The organism is Variovorax sp. OV084, assembly GCF_900111625.1.
In the GTDB taxonomy this organism is placed as follows: domain Bacteria; phylum Pseudomonadota; class Gammaproteobacteria; order Burkholderiales; family Burkholderiaceae_C; genus Variovorax.
The window spans coordinates 1-18,582 of record NZ_FOII01000037.1; the positions used below are offsets into that span (position 1 = coordinate 1).

Below are 18,582 nucleotides of genomic sequence, written 5' to 3' on the forward strand. Positions count from 1 at the left end.
CCGCTTAAAAAAACAGCAGGGTAGGCTGAACACCCGGGTCAAATCGAAAGCGGCACAACCTTCATTGGTGGGTCAAATTACGGCCGGCGCCAACATACGAGGAGAAGAAGGTTGCGGCGGAAGAGAAGGTCGGAGACGCAGCCGCGCAGGCGGCTTGGCAGGCAGCCACCGCGGCCATCGTCAATCAAAAGAACATTCGCAGCAGTGGCTTTGTCCAGGACTTGGTGAGCGACTATGGCGAAAGCGCTGGCCTTCACCGACTGCAGAACTTGATGTTTACGGCGATCCTGGGAGGCTGGTTCATCGTTGTCGCCTTCCGTGAAGGTGGGATGCCGACGCTTTCCACGACGATGTTGACGTTGATGGGGATCAGTGGTTCGGCGTACGTGGGGTTCAAGATGGCCGGGAAGTGAACTCTATGAAAAGGCCCAGGAAACACGCATATGTGGCACCTGTCTGCTCTCTTGTCGCCCATCGCAAGCAGTCTGAACTTCCTAATCGGATTCGGCAGCTGAATATCTCCGTCGCCAGCGATTCGTTCGACCCTGGGCCGCCAACGTTCAGGCCTTCCTCAACAGGTTGACCGGCAAGCCAGCGCGAAGCATGACAACAAACCACCAGTTCGCAAACCAGCTCCACAGGAGGTCGTAATGAAGATCTGCATCGATCCGGGTCACGGCATGAGCAATCGTCAGCCAGGGATCTTTGATCCAGGCGCTACACATTTCGAGAACGGCTTCGAGTTCGAAGAAGCGGCGATCGTTTTGCGCTATGGTTTAGCGTTGAAGGATGTGTTCAGAGCTCGCCAGGTCGACGTCTTCATGACGCGCGACGACGCATCTGACCATACCCCAGTCGGGAGACGAGCAAGCATGGCCAAATCCGCTGGCTGTGACATCCTCGTTTCGTTGCACATGAACGACTTCGATGACGACGGTGCCAATGGCTTCGAAGTCCTTTATGGCCAATCCTCAAGCGAGCCATTCGCTGCGGCCATGCAGGCGACGCTCTTGCCAGTGATCGATTTGCGCGATCGAAAAATCAAGATACGCTCCGATTTGGCGGTCTTGAAGTTTGCTGGACCGGCAGTGCTCATTGAACTTGGATTCATTGCCAACGACAAAGACCGCAACAAGATTCTCGCAGCCGACACGCGCGACGCTGTTGTTCACGCGATCGCCGACGTTGTCATGTCACATTCATTGGCGAACCAGACCTGACATCGTTCAACCTCACCACGGCGAATGCCATGTCCATGTCTACATGGCCGCTGCCTGCGGGTCTCGAATCGGTGACCGCTGCTCTTGCACTGAGTCGAATAGAAGTGCGGAACCAAATGCCTGCTTTTCGTATTGAGGAGAAACTGTAATGCTTGCCAAGAAGGTACCCACAAAAAAAGTCCCTGCGAAGAAGGTCGCTGCAAAAAAGGCAGCGAAGGCGAGGCCTGCCGCAACCAAGGCCGCCGCCAAGAAGGCCACCTCCAAAAATGCCCCCACAAAGAAGGTCGCCGCCAGAAAGGCTCCTGCCAAGAAGTTCGCCGCAGCGAAGAGTTCGAGCGCAGTGTCTGGCTCTGGAGGTCGCTTTCTTCAGGTCGGCTCCGGTGGCGGAAAGCCAGGCAAACCCCGCGGCAAGTAGTAAACCGTGCCCAAGGTATACAAGATTGCGAAGCCCCGATCGGCGGGACGATTCGCAAGTCCTGCCGAAGGCTCGAAGGAGCTTCATCAGCATTTCAATGACTGGACCTCCGGTCTCGGCAGGATTGGGATCCAGATCACATTTGGCTTGATTGGCGCAAATTGGGCCATCCACAACTCAAGATCGGCAATCCTAGGCAACGACTACGCGACAAAATCTGTATTCGTTGCGGTACTGTATTTGGCCTCGTACCTCTTACTGTCAGGCCTGATGGTGTTTCTTTGCAAAAAGCAACTCGCCTACGAAGGAAATGACGCCGACAGGTGGCAGGAAGATTTCATTAAGGCCACGCGCAACAGCAAATCAAAATGGCCCTACACCAGCATGATCGAGGTCGTAGGCCCAAGCATTCAGTGGCTTCATTGGTTGGGTCCCGTCATTTGTGGGGCTTTCCTGCTCATGAGCATTGCGGTCGAGTCCAACGAGCCTGGATCCGCGTCCACGCCGGCATCGGGCATTGCGAACGCTTGCTGCACATCGCTGGAGAGGGAGCTGAAGCAGCTCAATCGTCATATCGATGAATTCCTTGATCGCTCTGGCACACAGCAGCGCCCTGGCTCACAGATCCCCACCGGCACCGATTCGTGGCGACTCCTGCTTACAGTGCTGATGGGCATGGGGTTTTTCTTCCTGCTACTTGGCACCGTCCTTCTGGTCTATGGTCCGAGTCGAGTCTTCCGCGCGCTTGGGGTTGCATCTCTTACTGCGGGGGCCTACCTGTCCGCGGGCGGGATCGTATTCTTTAAGGACGCGAAGTTCTCCTTCAAGACTGACGATCTGGTGCGAATCGTTCGAAATGAAATCGCGGCTGCGCCTCTGGGGTTTCAGCGGATTGCCACGATTGACGGGTTTCGCATCGGCAGCTCGGAGCAGATTGAGGAAGGTTCCGGCCACACCTTTGCGCCAGGCGAATCGCCTGCGATCGGACAAGCCGCTGCGATGTGGATCAAGAATCGCACAGCGGGTCGTACCGGCGTGATGCTGCTGATCGGTTCAACCGATCGGCTGCGGTTGTCAGGTCTCTTGTCTGGGCAATACGAGGCCAACAGTGGCCTTGCTCAGGCTCGCGCTGAATCGGTTCGCAAGGCGATCATTGCAGCCATTCAGAGGATGGACCCAATGCTGGTTCCGAAAGCGGACGATTTTCTGATTCTCGGAGCGGGACCAACACAGACGCCTGCCTCCACCGGACCAGATGCAAAAGGCGGATACCCACAAGACAGGCGCGTCGACGTGTGGGCGTTCTGGACGGCTTCGGCCAACTAGAAATAGAGGGTTAAACCCGGAGAACGAGTTCAGCACGGGGAGGCGACAGGGCTGCGTGGTTCGATTTGAAGAAGTAGGCAACCAGTTGCTGCACCAACGGTGTGCCGTTTCCGAGTCGGCCGCAGCTAGGCTCCCGCCTTGACCAGAACCGTGATCGCGGCCTCGGGATGCTGTTTGCAGGCGCGACACCAGTCCAAATAAAAAAGCACGTCCATATACCGTTCGCCTCGCTCGACTTTGGAGACGTGGGACTGGTCTACCTTGAGGCGTGCTCCAAGTTCTGCCTGCGTCAAGCCGGCGGAGCGCCGAAGGGAGCGCAGATGCTTTCTCAGCACCTCGTATCGGCGATGGTGAATGGACGGCGGCACCTTTCGATGCTCGGAGGCAAATCAAGAAAGGCCATTTCGACCTTTTATGGATATCATGGAGGGCAGGGGGAAATGCTGTTTTGGCCTTTCCCGGGACTCTTCTGCCATGAGATTCAAATGACGCGTCGACAGATCGCTTCGCCTCTGCCAACGGCTCGGCCTCTGCGGTTGCCGGTCTCGGTGACGCGTGCCCGACCGCGGCAGCCAGCGCCTGTCGTACGCAGTCTTTCCGCGGCGCGCATCGGTGCGCAGGTGAGGGCGCTGCGCATGGCGGCCGATGTGTCCGGCGGCGCGCTGGCATTGGCGTCGGGGATTTCCTCCTCGATGCTCTCGCGCATCGAGCGGGGGCTGGTCTCGCCTTCAGTGGAGACCCTGGAGCATCTCGCGCAGGGCCTGCACGTGCCGATGTCGCGCTTCTTCAGCGACCAGGCTCGGCGCACGGACTTCTGCCACGTGCGGGCCGGACGCGGTGTCCTTGTCGACCGCATCGGCGCGGTGGCGGACTACCGCTATGAGCTGTTGGGCCATCTGCTGTCGGGCAACCTGTTCGTCGAGCCCTACCTGGTCACGCTGTTGCCCGGTGCCGATCCTTACGTGACCTTCCAGCATCCGGGCCTGAAGTTCCTGTACTTCCTGTCCGGGGAGGTCACCTACCGCTATGGCGCAAAGACGGTTGCGGTGAGGGCAGGAGACTCGCTGCTGTTCGATGGCACGGCGTTGCACGGGATCGAGGCGATCCAGATCCAGCCGGTGTCGTACTTGTCGGTGGTGTTCACGCTGCGCGAGTGAGATTGGACACAGGGCTTGGTCCCTACCGATGCTCGCTTGCGTTGTTGGAGGCGCTGGCGTCGATGCTCGGTAAGCAATGGGATGGACGGAAAACTCACGGTCCTGGGAGGGGCGGGCTGGAAATCAAGCATCAGCCGTTCCGGCTCGTCGAAGTTCGGCACGCCGAACTTCTGATGGGCGCGCGTCCAGCACTCGCGACAGTGCAGGAGAGCTGGGACGGGCGTGGCATTGCCGCCGTCTGCGGGCTTGTTTCTCTCGACAAGGTTGGGGTGAATGAAACACGTCGGCTCGATCGGCACGGCGGGCCCTGAGCCTGATGTCCGCGCGAAGAGGGAGCGGCCCAGGCGATGCCCTAGAGCGCCTCGCGCGGGGGTGCGGTCCGATGGTTGCCATCGCGTAAGCCCCAGTACATAGCAGTCGCAGTTTGACGCATGAAGGGCTGAAGACATCGCTCCTGGAGAACTCCGAGCCAGCTGAACGCGAGCACTTTGTGGCAAGGCTTGGCGAACTAGAGTTCGTGCTTGCCGAGTTCTTGGTCGAAGAAGGGGACTACCGGTTGAGCATCAGCGGCACGCAGTTCGTCTTTGATGCTGACACGTGCTTGTTGTGATGAGGGGCTGATCGCGTACCACTCCCTACATCCTTTGCTGTCGCGACATTACTGCGTTCAAGTCGCCCACTCAGAGCGGCTTTCCCTTGTGGCGCGCATCGAACATTTGAGCTGCTCGTATTACGTGGGCTGCGGCGCAGGACTCTGGCGTTTACGCAAGTATGCCTTTACCACTTGTTTCGGCACTGCTTTTCGCGTCATTTCAGCCAGGTTGGCCAGCAAGGGGAAGTCGCCATTTACGGCCTTTAGGCGAACACCGCCGAGCTCGAAGCACTCTTGAGTCTCAGAACTGTTGCAGCCACCGTCCTTCAGTTCGAGGATGCGATTCAAATTGCCGCCATGCTTTAGATGAGCGGGGAAGGAGAGAGACATGAAAGATTTCCTTCAAAAAAGGCCGCGGAAATCGCTGCCAGGACTGCATCGTGCCGGCAGGGGGTGGTGCCAAGCCAGTCCTGCTAAAGTGATAGCATGACTGCTAAATATTTGCCGGCTGCGCCTCTCTTTGTTCGTATCCCCGCAACCCTCAAACGGTTAGTTCACGCTTCCGCGAAGGAGAAGGAAGTCTCCATGGCAGTGGAGGTAGCTAGGCTACTTGGCGAGCAGTTGGCTCATGAGTCAGGCGCGAGTAGTAGACGCTCGCCTGATAACCCGTTGGTGATGATTTACAAGCATCAACTAATCTTCCTGGAAGAGCTCATCCTTGAATGTAGGCTTCTTGAGAAGCCCGCCGAAGCCATTGAGGTCGTTCGCCAGCTTCAGTCCAACATAAAGGCGTGGCGCCGTCGCAGAGAAAAGCGTGCCATCGAGGCGCAGATCTTGCTCAAGGAGAGAGAGGCCGCCCGAGCAGCGCCCGCTCCTGAGCCAGATCCATTTGCCGTTTTGTTGAGAGGTAGCCAGGAAGACGAGAGCCAGCACAACGTCACTGAGCGACGCAGGCTCAACTTACTTGAAGAAATTAGTAAGCGCCCGCGTGGAACCAAATCCATGCTCGCAAGGGCCATGGGGTGCACATTGCCGTGGCTTAGCCAGCTGATTTCTGACCCGTCGTCAAAGTGGCATCGAACAATCAGCGACGATGTCGCGCGAACTATGGAGCGAGCATTGAGGTTGAAGCGTGGGGCGCTTGATTGCATCGAATCACGGCCGTACATAGTCTCCATCCAGAAGTCGGTGGCGCAGTTTGCTGCGGTCACCAAGAAATTACGACACCGATAGGGCGCAAGATGTGCAGCCGCCAAGAGCTACGGTCGAGGACCGAGCGAGGCCTTGATCAGGAACCTCATCCAAGTCGAGATCTTCAAGCCCTCAATACTCGGTTTAGGGAGATGGCCGAATATCGGATCGCGAGGCTACGAGCCTCCGATATCGAAACTTCCAAGGCGTGAGTGGAGATAGCCAGCCAAGCGGTTAAGTGCAGCGCAAAGAGCTGTTGGGCCCACGCCTGCTGGCAGGTACATGGTACTTAGCAGCTCGAAGGCGATGCGTGCAACCTCATTGCTGGCAGATTGGAGGACCTGACGCCGCTGCTAGGACGGCTGGCTACAAACAGCAGGGATTTTCGTTCGTGGAGCCGGCCATCGCGGCGAAGAGGAAGGCGGATGCTGTGTCGCTCGCGCAGGTTTCCTTCGCCACAGTTGCGGCTCTCCGCGGCACCGTGCCCCGATGAATGGGTGGTGTAAACCTCTTCGCCCACCCGCCACGTTCGGCGTGCCGAACGTGACGGGCACTCGTGAGAGACAACCGCGACGTGCCTGCCATCGCTGACAGTAGGGTGCTTTTCGTTCTTGAAGCGGGGAAGAACGGATCGATTGGTGCGCATGGGCGCAATCGGCACAGTCGAAGGCGGTACCCGGGCTTGGGGCGTGGAGGGGGCATGACGAAAGAGGAAGATGCCGAGCGTGCAGTCCTTGTAAGGCATTGAGGGCAGGATAGACTGGCGTCAGACATTGTTTACCGCAACGGCGTTGCAATGACCAAGACCTCTCGATCCAGCACCGTGATCAGCGCTCGTGTGTCGTCCGACACGAGTGCGCATTTCGCCGCGCTGGCCGCGCGCCATCATCTCAGTGCGTCGCGTCTGCTGGCGAAGATGGTCGACGAAGTGCTCGGGGCCCACGGCGCGATTGCGCGTGGATCGAGCGGGCCACGATCTGCAGGTGATTCAGATGGCGGCGTTGGCGCAACGGATCGCATCGCGCTGCGGCTTCGCAACGGCGACCGGGCGCTCGCGGCGCAGCGAGCCAGTGCCCGAGGGATGAAGACCGGCAGCTACCTGTCCATGCTGATCCACAACCATGTCCGTGCGTCGGCGGTGCTGCCGCCGGACGAACTGGACCAGATCAGGGCAGTGGTCGGCCAGTTGGCGGCGCTAGGTCGTCAGCTTCGCGTGTTCGGCATGCCGAACAGTCCAACAGGGGACGCCGCATCCGAGCTGGGGAGTGTGATCACGGCGGTTCGCGGCGAGGTCGAGTCGGCACGCGACGTCACGGCGGCCGTCGTGCGTCGCAATCTCATCAGCTGGGAGACTGGCCATGCCTAAGCAGGTCGTGCACGTAGGCCGAAGCGGCCGCGGCTCGGCGGGTGCTTCGCGCGACATGGCGCTGGACATCGTGAGCTATGGCCGGCGGGGCCCCGGTGGCAGGCTCCGCCTCGGAGTCGGCGAGATCGCTCAAGTCCAGCGCACCGTGGGTCGTACGCCCGAAGTGATGGTGAAAGTGTCCGGTGGGGGACGTGATGTCGGCGGTGTCGAGGCCCATCTGCGCTACATCGGGCGGCACGGCAAGCTGCCACTGGAAACCGATGAGGGGCTGACGCAACAGGGCCGAGGCGCGGCCAGGGAGATCGCGACCGACTGGCAGCTTGAGCTTTGCAGAAGCCAGTACAAGCCGAAACCCGCTCAGGGGCAGAAGGACACACGCGCGAAGCTGGTCCACAACATCGTCCTGTCGATGCCCGCCGGCACGCCTGCGGACAAGGTGCTGGCCGCAGCGCGGGTGTTCGCGCGCGAGAACTTCGCGCTGCAGCATCGCTACGCCCTGGTACTGCACACGGACCAGCCGCACCCGCACGTGCATCTGGTGGTCAAGTGCGAGCACGAGTTCGAGCCGGGCAAGCGCCTGTACATCCGCAAGGACACGCTGCGCCAATGGCGCGAGCAGTTCGCCGCGCTGATGCGCGAGCAGGGCGTGGCGGCCAACGGGACGCCGCGGCAGGTGCGGGGGCAGGTCCGCAAGCCGTACAGAGATGCGATCCATCATCGGCTGCGCGCGCTTCGGGCATTCGGGGAGCTGCCGTCCGACGACCGGGCCAAGCATCGGCCGCCGAAGACCTCGACTTTCATGCGCGCCAAGCTGGAGCGCGTGCTCCAGGTACGCGTGCGGGGGCAGGGCGCCTTGGAGGATGGCCAGGAGGCGATGCAGAGCACCCGGCGCGACGTCGCGGCGGACTGGCGTGCAACAGCGGACGCACTTCGAAGACAGGGCGAAGGTGATCTTGCCGCCCAGGTGGATCGCTTCGTCGCGCGCATGCCGCCCGTCCGGACCGATGCGCGACGCATGGCCGATCGTTGGCGGGAAGCGGAGAGACGTCGCGCGCTGGGGCGCGCAGATGCTAAATCGCCTGAGCCGCATGTCCGATGATCGTAGAGATCGTCGAGTCCAAGCGCGGTGGCAGCGGTTCGTGTGGTGGCGTAGCTTTACGCTGATCACCGCTGCCGTTCATTGGCAACTCGTTCTTGGGTTCGGCGCAGTCATCCGTCGTGTGAGAGCAGCCACTGCTTCATTTGTCTCAATTGCTCTTCACGGGCTGCGACTGCCAGATCCAATGCTCGCTCGCCATGCCGGCTGACACTGAACGACTTGCTCACATTCTGACCATTGATGCGGGTTTGGGCTCGCCACATGGCGGGTTGACCATCCGACGTCCATCGAATGCACGTCACGCCGGCGATGCCAATGGGTGAGTCGACCCGCGGTTTAGCTGCCTGTACATAGCGCGGCGTTTGCAACTTCTCGGCTTCGATCTCATCGCGCCACTGCTTGGCGATCTTCAGCGAAGCGCGAACTCCACCGTGCGTGCTGAACAAGAATACGCGGCGATGGCGTTGGCCCTGCCGAACGAGCGTGACTTCCCAGCGGTCGTCCATGCGCCAGATGCCGCGCATGGAAGGTGGGTTGGGTATTCCCTTGGGCATGGTCGTACGCCTCCAATGGGTCGGTAGCAACTCGCGTCAAGCGAATGCGCGTAATTCAGAATCGAGGAACTGCCGGAGGATACTTTTTGCGTACCTCCTCGAGGTGATAAATCTGGCGCTCGGTAATGCCGTACATCTTGGCCGGCTTGCGAATCAGTCCGGACATGGGGATGGTTAGCGACGGTGCTTGGCCGGCAGAAAGACCGAATCTGTCGTTCCCGGAATTCCAGGCAAGCTTGAGGATTCGCTCACACGCAATCCGGGCGTAGGCTGCTCCAGTACAGCCGTCAACGTGCAGACGATGTGCGGGATCGAGAGGTTCACTGAGGCACCGTCGCCGAGCGTCAGGCCCTCCTCTTCGATGACCACATCGTCTTGCTGCATCTCATCGAAGTACAAGCTCTTTGCCCCTGCAATGATCCGATCGCCGCGCGACCCAACACGCCAGCTGGCCTTCTCGGAAAAGAACACCTTGATCGTTGCACCCTCGACCCGAAAGTCGTGAATGTCACAAGGCAGATCGGCTGCGCTGACCATATTGCAGAAGAAAACTGCACTCAAGACGGACAACTTCAGCGTCTGATCGCAAAGCCGTACTTTCAGCATTGCGGCTCTATCCTCCATTCGCCAGATGCCGCGCATCGCAACGAGGTTGGGTGTGCCTTTGAGCATAGGAGTCAGGTTCGGAGCTTGTGTCAATGTACGTGGTGCTCAACGGCCGCATGTGGCCCGTTCACATCGCCAGATCAGATCACTTGCGGTCGGCGCCGCGCGTCGAATCGGGCTTGAGCATGACCAACGCCTCGCCGCCTTGCCGGTCATGCTGAAAAATGAACGGCTGGCCGCCGACGACGATGGCCACCGGAAACCGGCCGGGCGCATGACCGCTGGAGAAGCGCGCGATGGCCGCTCCGAATTGCGACGAGAGCGTGCGATCGGCCTGCGAAGGCGTGGTGATCGCGCACTCGACACCGGGCTTGATCTGAACACCCAAGCTGTTATCCCGGGTCATGCCCAAGCGGGCGGAGCCCAGATCGGTGAAGTCAGTGATGCCGAAGGACTTTGCCGCGTCGGCCGCACCACCAAAGCTCGGCGCCGTCTTCAGGCAGATGTTCTCGAACGCAACGACGGCTTGCGCGGAGGTTGCCGCAGTCGCCGGCACACGTGCATCTGCAGCCGGCGGGCGCGAGGCGCAACCGACCAAAGCCAGCGTGGCGGCGACCAGGGCGCAATATGAATTGGAATGTCTCATGGTGTTGCTTCAAAGATTCGCGGGTTCAGACGTCGAGTCACCGAGCGGCACTCACAGCGTGGCCGCAGGTGCAGCAGGTGGAGTTGCCGGGGTTGCCGGCGTTGTCGGCGTTGTCGGCACGGCACGCTTGATGCGCGGTGTCAGTTTCTGCAACACGTCCACCGTCTTGAAGACGCCGTCACCCTCTGCATCGGGGGCGGTGCGTAACTCGATCAGGATCGAGCGGTCGGGCAGCACAGGCGCCACGTAGTAGCCCGGCGTGTAGATATAGACCGGTGGCTGGTACTTGGGCAGGGCCGGAGGCGGCATGCGAAACACCGGCATGGCGCCGGCGGTGCGGTGCATGCTCGCGTCACGATTTGCGCTGCCGACCACGACATCGCCTTCCGGCGCTGAGCGCCTGGACGCGGCGACGACTGTCAACTCCGTATTCAGGTCAACCCCGCCGAAGATGTCTTCTCCGGAAAGCACCGTGGCATCCACCTTGCCTTCGATGATCTTGAACGCGGGTGCCCCGACGTCCTGAGCGACTTCAGCGCCGCGGAAGAGCAGAAAGGCATCTACCCAGCGATAGGGCGTGCGGTTGTTGCCCATAAATTGCACTCGGTAGACTTGGTCTGACAGTTTGCTGCTGGTGTAGCCGAAGGCTTTGCCGTCAGTGCCGGCCGCGCGGTACGACGTGGGGCTGGCGCAGCCGGCCAGCAACGCAGCTGCGGCGACGGTGACAAAAAGTTTGAGCATTGAAGTCTCGCTTTACCGATGGATTTCAAAAGCTCGCGTTGAGATTGAAGCCGAGCGTGACCTTCGCAGTGCGATAGCTCTCGGGCTTGCTGATGGGCGCGCCGACGAAGAAGTCGTAGCTCAGCTTGGTCCACTGGCCGCGCACGCCGATGACGGCACCGGCCAGATGGCGACCGAGCAAGTCCACAGTAGAGCGACCGCCGACCTGGCCATAGTCGGCACCGACGTACAGCTCCGCCCCGCTCTGCCCCATGGCCCAGCCGATGTCGTTGCGGATGAGCCAGCCGCGCTCGCCCAGCAGGCTCGTCTCGCCGTCGAAGCCGCGCACCGTGTAGCGCCCGCCGATGGCGAAGCGGTCTTGCGGCGTCAGCGGCGTGCGGTTCCACTGGGCGCGGATCAGGCCGGAATAGCGCAGCTTCTGCTCGCCGAGCTTGAACGGCGCATTGAGGGTGACATCGGCCGTGTACAGCTTCAGACGCGAAGTGCCCTCGCCGAACTCTTCTTCCGGCGCGACGCGCGAGCCGAAGCCACCGGTGCCGCGCTTGTAGGCCAGCGTGCCTTCGAGCGTCGCTTCGCCGATGAACTCCTTGTGGTTCAGGCTCAACTCCCAGCCACCGACCACGCGGTGCTGCACCTCGACCTCGGTGTCGTCCACGAAGTTGCGCGACTCGCGGCGCCAGCCCTTGACCGCCACCGTCGTCTTGCGGCTCTGGTCGCGGTAGAGCAGGCGCGAGAGCTTGACCTCGGCGTTGTTGGATTTGCCGGCGTAGACATAGTCCTGGTTCAGGCCGGCCACGCTCTGGTGGTACTGGCTGTTGGAGGCGGTGAAGCCCAGGAGCCAGTAGCCGTAAGGCAACGAGTAGTGAACGGTCTGGCCTTCAGTGCCCTTGGCAGGGTCCCCGAAGACGTGGTTGTTGATGTTGTGGTTGGCGCTGACGTAGAACAGATCGTTCAGGCCGAAGGGGTTGTCCAGGGACAGGGTTGCGCCGGACTGGTAGCGGCCTGTGGCTTCGGTGCCGCTGTCATCGAGGCTCAATGCAATACGCCACTTCTTGGACTGGACGTACTTGACGACGAGGTCGCTGTCGCCGGGCTTGGCATTGGGGGCAGTTGAGGGTTCGATCTGGATGTCGGCTTCGGCGGTAGGTGCGCGCTTCAGGTTCTCCAGCCCCTGCTCGATGTCGCGCAGGTTCAGGAGATCGCCAGAACGCGCGGGAATGGCTGTGGCCAGCAAGGCGGAGTTGCCGAGCAGCGTGGAGGAAGAATCGGGCGTCGTCCGAATGGCTGCGATGCGACCGGGCACCAGCGAGAGGGTCAGCGTGCCGGCAGAGAGATCCTGTGGCGCAGCGAGCACACGGGTGGTGACGTAGCCGCGCGCAATGACGGCTTGCTGCGCGCGTGCAAGAACCACGTTGACGCTAGCCGTGCCGAGGCAGCGGCCAGCGGGTGAATCATTGCCCTCGGGGCCGGACAGATCGGCAACGGCCCATTGGAAGGATTCGGACTGCTCACCGACCAGCAGCACGCGGTCGATGCGGAAGCACGGCGATTCGGACTTGGGGATGCGCTGTGCCGGCGCTGGCGGTGCAGCCTGCGGGCGTTCGTTGACCGACTTCTCGTTCTGCTCGCGCAAAGCGCGCTCGCGTTCTTGCTGGCGTTGCTGCTCGACGAAGGGTTGAGGTGCGCTGGCTTGCTGAGCGAGGGCCAGTAACGGAACAGACAGCGCAGCGGCTGCCAGCAGATGGCGGTTCAATTTGAAAATTCCCTGGCAATCTTTTTAGACCTATCCAGCGGCCTCGCCGCCGTTGGATGAATGTGTCGTGCGGTACTTCGACAGCGCCCTATTAGGTTGTTCGGCTCGGTCGGGTTAGCCGTACGCACTGCTGGCAATTAACACTGGGGTGGAGATCCCGATGGAGTCGCGCGAGGGCGATCCGCCGCCTCTACATCTGTAAGAGAAACAATAATTTCTTTTCCATATTTTTCTTCAAGAAATGCCTCAACCTCCTCATAGCTCTGCGCGTAGAGCACCTCGTGCACACCTGGCTCGCTCGAGTTCTTCTTCCACACAATCGCAACGTACTCTTTGAGTTTATTTTCCATTCTTCACCTCAATTCTTAAGACATGCAGTGCTGTTGCAAAAACCACCAATCGTCGTGTCTGGCCCCTGCGTCAAAGCTTTTATTTGTTGGGGGGAGAGGTCCGGATAGTTGTAAATCTTAACGCCTGGAATACTGCCAAAGGCCTTTACATCTGCTTTGTATAGGGAGGCATCCGGCACCATGGAGCCGTCAGCACTTCCATGCACCCCGCTGATGATGTTGATGTTTTTGCCTTGCATCAATTCGCTATTCACGATGGTTGCAAAGTCTCTTTGACTAATGTCTCCAGTTGATGTCCAGACTCTCCCGCCAGCTCCGTTTTCCGTAACTGAAAAAATGCCACCGTGCTTTGAAAGCCCTCGTGAAACCTCCATCGGTATGGACGGTTGCGTAGCCTCCCCCAGCGCCCCATACACCCTCACCGCAGCCATGCCCGCGCCCGCCGTGGAAAACGCGCAGTTGGCACCCGCCACGCAACTGCCCATCACCTGCGCTTCACCCAACAACTGCTGGCCCGTTAAAACCAACGCCTTCAAGTCGTCGCCAGTGGCACTGCCCTGCAAACTCCGAAGGGCGTTGTAGTTGTCCGCGATGCACTGCGTAGTGCCGCAACTCAACGCCTGAATGATGGCATTGGTGACGGCATCACTGGTTGGGCCGGTCGCACTTTGCAGGTATTGTTTGAACTGGGCGTTCGCGACGTTCAGCGCAATCTGGTTGGTCACCCGGACGGCATCCCTATTCTGAAGGTCCTGGATGTTGTTGACCGCCTCATTCGTGGTCATGCCCAAAGCGCCGCCCGCGAACCGCGCCAACTGGGCATTGTTAGCCCACAGCGCGTCGCTGCCCTCCTGGATGGTCCGGGCCAGTTGGTCGCAGTTGTCCTTGCAGTTGAGGAAGGCGGCGCTTTGCACGGCGCTAATGCCGGCGTAGCTGTTGAGAATTGCGTTGCGCTGGTCCTGGTTACTGGCACCCGCCAGCGCGGCCATCATGTCCTTGACTTGTGTGCTGGTCAGATAGTTGTTAGTGGTGGCATCGAATGCACTGGCTGCGCCGGCACCGCCGCCCGTGGCCGCACCTAGTGCTGTGCTGGCGGCCGTGACAAGCCCATCTTGCACAGACTGCGGCAGATTCAACTGACCCATGACATTGGCGATGGTGGTGATGGACGCTTGGCTGACGCCTGCGCCCAACGCACCGTCGACGCCACCGCCGAGCGCGCCGACCAGCATGTGCATGGCTACGCGGTTGGTGCCACTTTCTGCCCAATCATTGGCCTGCTGTTGCCACTGGTCGGCGGTTCGCCCGTCGTAGGTCCCCTCGGGCGAGTTGGCCGCCAAGGCCGCGTTCGTCATGGCCGTCTTGTATTTGTCGTTGGCATAGACACCCACGGCTTGCCCAGCCTGCTGCTGGAACTGCTGTGTCAGTTGCGCCTGGGCCTGAACGTTCTGGACGATGGCTTGGGTATTCCAGTCCTTGACCAAGGTTCCCGCACTGGCGGTGCTTCCGGTTCTGACCGTCTGGTTCCCCGCAATGCCGCTGATCCCGCTGTGCGTCGTGCTGCTCTGGTTGTTGCCGCTGTAGCTGCCCACGCCCGCACCACCAGGCTTGATGCCCGGCTGTGACAGCCGGTCTTGCGCGGCCTGCTGCTGCGGGGTGGCATTCGGGTTTGTGGTCTGGCCCACGCTCAAACTCCCCCCCACCGAATAGCTACTTCCACTGGACTGGCTCACGTTCTGCAGGTCCGTCATGGTGAGCGTGCCACCCGTCTGGAAGCTGTTCCGGCCCGCATCAATGGCGGCCTGTGTGCTCTCGATCACCGCCCCCGTGAGGTTCGTGTTGCCCTTGACGTTCACATCAAAGCCGCCATCCCCGGCCTTGATGCCTGCCTGAGTGTTCGGGCTGATGAAGACACCATCAGCCTTGGCACTGGCGGCATTGCCGCTGACGGTGGCGACCGCCCCGTAGCAGATCGGCGGTATGCACAAGCTCACCCCAAAGCCGCTGCTGGACTGCCGGCTTTGCCCCACGCTCACATCCTGCAAGGTGCTGATATTCAGGTCGCCGCCGACATCCGCCGTCACGCGATTGCCCTCGATGGTTGCTCCATTGAGGGTGAGGTTGCGACCACTGGAGACGTTCACCGCGTTGCCGCCAGAGACCTGGGTGGCGTTGTAGGTTGTCTCGTTCTGGTTGTCGCTGCCCTTGCCGTTTTGCACGCCCAGTTGGATGCTGAAGCCGTTCTGCGCGCCAGCGCCGAAGGTCACTCCCACGCTGCTGCCGTGGCTGGAGTTCTGACCTACCGTCAAGCTCGTATTCTTGCTGGCCTCCAGAATGACGTCGTTGTCCGCCGCCATGTTGACGGTGTTGCCCGCCGCGATGGTGGAACCCACCGCATGGATGTTGGAGCCGGCGCCCGCACCAGTGGCCACGATGTTGACGTTATTCGCCCCCGTCACGCTGGAGCCCACGGCCGTGGTGTTGGTTGTGACGCTAGTGCCCTGGCTGGTGTTGCGGCTCGCGGTCACGCTCACGCCGTAGCTCAGTGTGCCCATGTTGCTCATGTCGGTCAGGCTGGGGCCGCTGCCGCTCAAAGCGCCAGCAAGCGTGCTGCCCGCGCCGTAGGCTTGCTGGCCCGCCATGGCGACGTTCAGCGCACCCAGGACCTGCATCCGGCCGTCGCCACGGGTGTCATCCATCGCCCGCACGGTGCTCTTGATGTTGCGCAGACTGTCGGTGCTTACCCCCATGAAGCTGGCACTGCCGCCCAGCTTGCTGCTGGAACTGCGCTGCATGCTTACCGTCTGCTCGGTGTTGTACGCCTCGTTGATGGTGACGTTCTTTGCGAGGATGTTGACGTCGCCACCCACGAGCGGCCCTGCCTGCCCTGCAGCCAGGACGCTGCTGGCAGTCTGGCGGTATTCGTTGCCGGCCACCAGAGTCACGTTGCCTGCAAGACTGGCCACCTGGCTGGATTGCTGGGTGGTGCTGATGGTCGCCTGAGCTCCGAAGTCCTTGATGTTGCCCAATCCAGGTGACGACCAGGAGCCGATGAAGCCGCTCTTGCCGTTGGCCGAAGAACTGCTGCTGAGTTCAGTGTTTTGGGCGCTCTCGATGGTGAGGTTGCGCCCGGCCAGCATCGTGATGTTCCCGTCGGCCACGACGGTGGCTGCTTGCAAGGTGGTGTCGCGCCCGCTGACGGTTTGCAGGCTGCCCGCCGAGATGGTGGTGCCGACCGCCTGGGTCTTGATGTCGGCACTGGCGCTGTTCCCCGAAAACTGGCGATTGCCATAGCCGCCGACAGGCCCCCCGGCATCGGAGGCAACGGCCCAGGCCTTGGACAAACCCGTGCTGCTGCTGCGCTGCTGGCTGGCGTGCAGGTCCTGAGTGGTCCGATTGGCGGTCGTGAGGTTGATGTCGCGTCCGGCCGACAGACTCATTGCGTCCTGCGAGCTTAGTTGCGCGGCCTGGGCATTGATGTCGTTGCCCGCGACCAGGGCCACGGTCTTGCCGCTCAGGCTGCTGGACAGCACGTCCACGGTGCTGGTGCTGTCCAAGGTACTGGAACTGCTCTTCCTAAACAGGCCGTTGGAGGACTTCTGTGTGGCCGCGGCCACGCTGCTCGTGGCCTGGCCTGCGGTGATGTTGATGTCGTTCTTCGCCGTGGCGACCAAAGCACCATCCACGCTGGCGACTGCGCCTGCGCGGATGTTCAGGTTATTGCCAGCCGCAAGACTCACGTTGTCCTGGCCCTGGATGACGGAACCCACCTCCTGGCTCTGTGACGAGATACCCGCAATGTTCTTGTTTGCGAACGAGATGGTGTATCCCTCGGTGACGGTGCCGAGATTGACATCGTGTCCGGCACCGACGGCCACCGAGCCTGCGCTGACCATGGCCGCGCCGATCAGATTGACGTCGTGTCCCGCAGACGCGATGAGTACGCCGCCCGGGTTGGTGACGTAGACCCCGGCCACGCGGTCGATGGCGGTACTCGCACCAAGAGATCGCGTGGTGGTCTGTACGTTGATATCTCCACCGGCCTTCAGGACGGTGGCATCTCTGGCGGTAATGCCTGCGCCGATGTTGTTGATGTTATTGCGCGCATCAATACCGATGCTGCCGCCCACAATCCGGCCACCATCGAGGTTGTTGACGTTCTCGGCACTGATCGACACCATCGTGCGCCCGGCGATGGTGCCCTTATTCGTCACATCACCCGTACTCTTGATGACTGTGGCATTTGCACTCAGCAACGCCCCAGACCCATCGATGTCCCCCGGCAGCACCCGCACATACACCTGCGGTACGAGTACCTTCTGCGTGGAGCCATCGGGCAAGGTGACAGTCTGCTCGACCAGCCAAACGATGTCGCTGGTGAGCTGAGCCATCTGCGCCGCGGACAATGCCATCCCGGGGCGAAGACCGTACTCCTTCGCAAAGGTCACGCCCGCATTCATCAATGCGGCGTACTGGTCCTCGTCGTTGTTGAACCCGTCCAGGTACCGATAGCCCGTCAGTTGGGCGACTTGCTCGCGGATGAGTTGCTGTTCATAGAAACCGTCGCCCAGGCGCTTGAGGGTGTTGTTCGGATCGAGACCGAAGCTATTGAGCAGATAGTCGCTGCTGAGCCAGCTGCGATAGTTCGCAAACCGTGGGTCCGTCTCGATCAGGTAGTTGCCGCCGGCCTGCGTGCGAAACAGGCTCGCCTGTGGCACGTTCAGGTTCGGCGTGCTGGTGCGCACCACCGTCGGGACGGTCTGCGAGCTTCCAGCACTGGTGCCACCGGAAGCGCCGGCTCCAGTGCCGCCCGTGCCGACGACCGTGCCCACGTTGGCCGCCACCTCCACGATGGTTCCGGAGCTTGAACCGCCGCTTGCACTGCCGGCCCCGCCCCCGGTCGCGCTGCCGGACCCTTTGGCCGCGGTGCCGGCGTTGTAGCCCGTGGTCGCATTGAGGTTCTGCTGGTACTTGTAGGCGCCCAGTGCAATGCTCCGCGGGGCAACCACCAGAGGGACGTTGACGGCTTGCACCTGGCCCTGGTTGTTCACCACGCTCGCCAGGCCCGACACGTTGACCGAGCCGGTGAGCTGGCTGGACTGGTAGTCATTGGCAGCGATCGTTCCTCCTGCAAGCACCTGGCTATCCTGGTTGTACAGGCGGCCATTGACCGTCATGTTGCCGCCCGCGATCAGATGCGCCGGGTCGGCGTTGATCGCGGTGTCCGTGACCGTGGTGATGTTGTTGGTCCAAACACCGTAGCCACCTGTACCGACCAGCTCACCCGTGTCCTTGCGGTAGACGAAACCGTTGACCGGATCGAGATTGACTTCGTCGAGTGTGTACTGCGTAGTCCGGCCAATGCCGCTACCGACGAGCGTGACCGGTGCCACGCCGACCAACACGCTCGAGACCGAGGTGGGCGTGCCCAACTGAATATGCACGTCGCGGTTGTTGACCTGCGCCATCGCGATGGACATGTTGCCCAGCGACTGGATGTCTGCGCTCAGATTGTCCAGCGTGCCGCCCTGGCCTGTGGCCTTGCGGTTCGCGTCGAGCGCGCCAC

The 18,582-nt window shown here is 61.2% G+C and carries 17 protein-coding genes; 7 read left to right on the forward strand and 10 right to left on the reverse strand.

Translation table 11 applies throughout. The features are described 5' to 3' along the window. Nucleotides 1–650: 650 nt before the first annotated feature. From BMW87_RS34045 to BMW87_RS34055, 3 genes are all read left to right on the forward strand, one after another. Nucleotides 651–1,220, forward strand: a complete 570-nt coding sequence (locus tag BMW87_RS34045; RefSeq protein ID WP_093082893.1) for an N-acetylmuramoyl-L-alanine amidase — start codon at nt 651–653, stop codon at nt 1,218–1,220. Between the two features lie 148 nt (nt 1,221–1,368). Next, nucleotides 1,369–1,635 (forward strand): hypothetical protein, encoded by a 267-nt coding sequence (locus tag BMW87_RS34050; protein WP_177192919.1) that lies wholly within the window; start codon nt 1,369–1,371, stop codon nt 1,633–1,635. A gap of 6 nt (nt 1,636–1,641) precedes the next feature. Next, complete coding sequence (locus BMW87_RS34055; protein ID WP_093082895.1) at nt 1,642–2,961, forward strand: OmpA family protein; 1,320 nt, start codon at nt 1,642–1,644, stop codon at nt 2,959–2,961. 125 nt (nt 2,962–3,086) lie between these two features. On the opposite strand, the gene BMW87_RS34060 is transcribed toward BMW87_RS34055, so the two are convergent. Then, the gene (locus BMW87_RS34060) at nt 3,087–3,329 is read right to left on the reverse strand and encodes a helix-turn-helix domain-containing protein (RefSeq protein ID WP_093082898.1); all 243 of its coding nucleotides are present in this window, start codon (nt 3,327–3,329) and stop codon (nt 3,087–3,089) included. 252 nt (nt 3,330–3,581) lie between these two features. On the opposite strand from BMW87_RS34060, the gene BMW87_RS34065 reads away from it, so the two are divergent. Both BMW87_RS34065 and BMW87_RS34955 read left to right on the forward strand, forming a co-directional pair. Then, the gene (locus BMW87_RS34065; RefSeq protein ID WP_093082900.1) at nt 3,582–4,118 is read left to right on the forward strand and encodes a helix-turn-helix domain-containing protein; all 537 of its coding nucleotides are present in this window, start codon (nt 3,582–3,584) and stop codon (nt 4,116–4,118) included. Between the two features lie 62 nt (nt 4,119–4,180). Continuing rightward, nucleotides 4,181–4,429 carry a hypothetical protein gene (locus BMW87_RS34955; protein WP_143062666.1) on the forward strand — a complete coding sequence of 83 codons (249 nt, stop codon included), beginning with the start codon at nt 4,181–4,183 and terminating at the stop codon, nt 4,427–4,429. 419 nt (nt 4,430–4,848) lie between these two features. On the opposite strand, the gene BMW87_RS34075 is transcribed toward BMW87_RS34955, so the two are convergent. Next, nucleotides 4,849–5,100, reverse strand: coding sequence for a hypothetical protein (locus tag BMW87_RS34075; protein WP_093082905.1), 252 nt, complete (start codon nt 5,098–5,100; stop codon nt 4,849–4,851). Between the two features lie 303 nt (nt 5,101–5,403). Beyond that, nucleotides 5,404–5,643 carry a hypothetical protein gene (locus BMW87_RS35415; RefSeq protein ID WP_218149815.1) on the reverse strand — a complete coding sequence of 80 codons (240 nt, stop codon included), beginning with the start codon at nt 5,641–5,643 and terminating at the stop codon, nt 5,404–5,406. Between the two features lie 1,054 nt (nt 5,644–6,697). Here BMW87_RS35415 and BMW87_RS35675 point away from each other — a divergent pair. Next, nucleotides 6,698–7,267 (forward strand): hypothetical protein, encoded by a 570-nt coding sequence (locus BMW87_RS35675; RefSeq protein ID WP_256217036.1) that lies wholly within the window; start codon nt 6,698–6,700, stop codon nt 7,265–7,267. Then, entirely contained in the window at nt 7,260–8,366 is a 1,107-nt protein-coding gene (locus BMW87_RS34090) for a relaxase/mobilization nuclease domain-containing protein (RefSeq protein ID WP_177192920.1), read from the forward strand. Before BMW87_RS35675 ends, BMW87_RS34090 begins: the two co-directional genes overlap by 8 nt. 110 nt (nt 8,367–8,476) lie before the next feature. Here BMW87_RS34090 and BMW87_RS34095 read toward each other — a convergent pair whose 3' ends face one another. From BMW87_RS34095 to BMW87_RS34120, 7 genes are all read right to left on the reverse strand, one after another. Further along, nucleotides 8,477–8,890 carry a hypothetical protein gene (locus tag BMW87_RS34095; protein ID WP_093082910.1) on the reverse strand — a complete coding sequence of 138 codons (414 nt, stop codon included), beginning with the start codon at nt 8,888–8,890 and terminating at the stop codon, nt 8,477–8,479. A gap of 204 nt (nt 8,891–9,094) precedes the next feature. Continuing rightward, entirely contained in the window at nt 9,095–9,592 is a 498-nt protein-coding gene (locus BMW87_RS34100) for a hypothetical protein (protein WP_143062669.1), read from the reverse strand. Between the two features lie 79 nt (nt 9,593–9,671). Then, nucleotides 9,672–10,082 carry a hypothetical protein gene (locus BMW87_RS34105; protein ID WP_218149816.1) on the reverse strand — a complete coding sequence of 137 codons (411 nt, stop codon included), beginning with the start codon at nt 10,080–10,082 and terminating at the stop codon, nt 9,672–9,674. A gap of 141 nt (nt 10,083–10,223) precedes the next feature. After that, a complete protein-coding gene (locus BMW87_RS34110; protein WP_093082917.1) occupies nt 10,224–10,913 on the reverse strand; it encodes a CC0125/CC1285 family lipoprotein in 690 nt (229 codons plus the stop codon). A 25-nt stretch (nt 10,914–10,938) separates the two neighbouring features. Beyond that, nucleotides 10,939–12,666, reverse strand: a complete 1,728-nt coding sequence (locus BMW87_RS34115) for a ShlB/FhaC/HecB family hemolysin secretion/activation protein (protein ID WP_371258888.1) — start codon at nt 12,664–12,666, stop codon at nt 10,939–10,941. A 137-nt stretch (nt 12,667–12,803) separates the two neighbouring features. Beyond that, nucleotides 12,804–13,016 (reverse strand): hypothetical protein, encoded by a 213-nt coding sequence (locus BMW87_RS34960; protein WP_143062670.1) that lies wholly within the window; start codon nt 13,014–13,016, stop codon nt 12,804–12,806. Between the two features lie 8 nt (nt 13,017–13,024). Further along, nucleotides 13,025–18,496: a hemagglutinin repeat-containing protein gene (locus BMW87_RS34120; RefSeq protein ID WP_256217037.1), complete on the reverse strand. Its 5,472-nt coding sequence runs from the start codon at nt 18,494–18,496 to the stop codon at nt 13,025–13,027. Between the last annotated feature and the right edge of the window lie 86 nt (nt 18,497–18,582).

Coding starts and splice junctions, on each gene's coding strand:
- BMW87_RS34045 (WP_093082893.1), top strand. CDS start 651: ATGAAGATCTGCATCGATCCGGGTCACGGCATGAGCAATCGTCAGCCA.
- BMW87_RS34955 (WP_143062666.1), top strand. CDS start 4,181: ATGCTCGGTAAGCAATGGGATGGACGGAAAACTCACGGTCCTGGGAGG.
- BMW87_RS34120 (WP_256217037.1), bottom strand. CDS start 18,496: ATGTCCATCGCGATGGCGCAGGTCAACAACCGCGACGTGCATATTCAG.
- BMW87_RS34110 (WP_093082917.1), bottom strand. CDS start 10,913: ATGCTCAAACTTTTTGTCACCGTCGCCGCAGCTGCGTTGCTGGCCGGC.
- BMW87_RS34090 (WP_177192920.1), top strand. CDS start 7,260: ATGCCTAAGCAGGTCGTGCACGTAGGCCGAAGCGGCCGCGGCTCGGCG.
- BMW87_RS34095 (WP_093082910.1), bottom strand. CDS start 8,890: ATGCGCGGCATCTGGCGCATGGACGACCGCTGGGAAGTCACGCTCGTT.
- BMW87_RS34100 (WP_143062669.1), bottom strand. CDS start 9,592: ATGCTCAAAGGCACACCCAACCTCGTTGCGATGCGCGGCATCTGGCGA.
- BMW87_RS34075 (WP_093082905.1), bottom strand. CDS start 5,100: ATGTCTCTCTCCTTCCCCGCTCATCTAAAGCATGGCGGCAATTTGAAT.
- BMW87_RS35675 (WP_256217036.1), top strand. CDS start 6,698: ATGACCAAGACCTCTCGATCCAGCACCGTGATCAGCGCTCGTGTGTCG.
- BMW87_RS34960 (WP_143062670.1), bottom strand. CDS start 13,016: ATGGAAAATAAACTCAAAGAGTACGTTGCGATTGTGTGGAAGAAGAAC.
- BMW87_RS34050 (WP_177192919.1), top strand. CDS start 1,369: ATGCTTGCCAAGAAGGTACCCACAAAAAAAGTCCCTGCGAAGAAGGTC.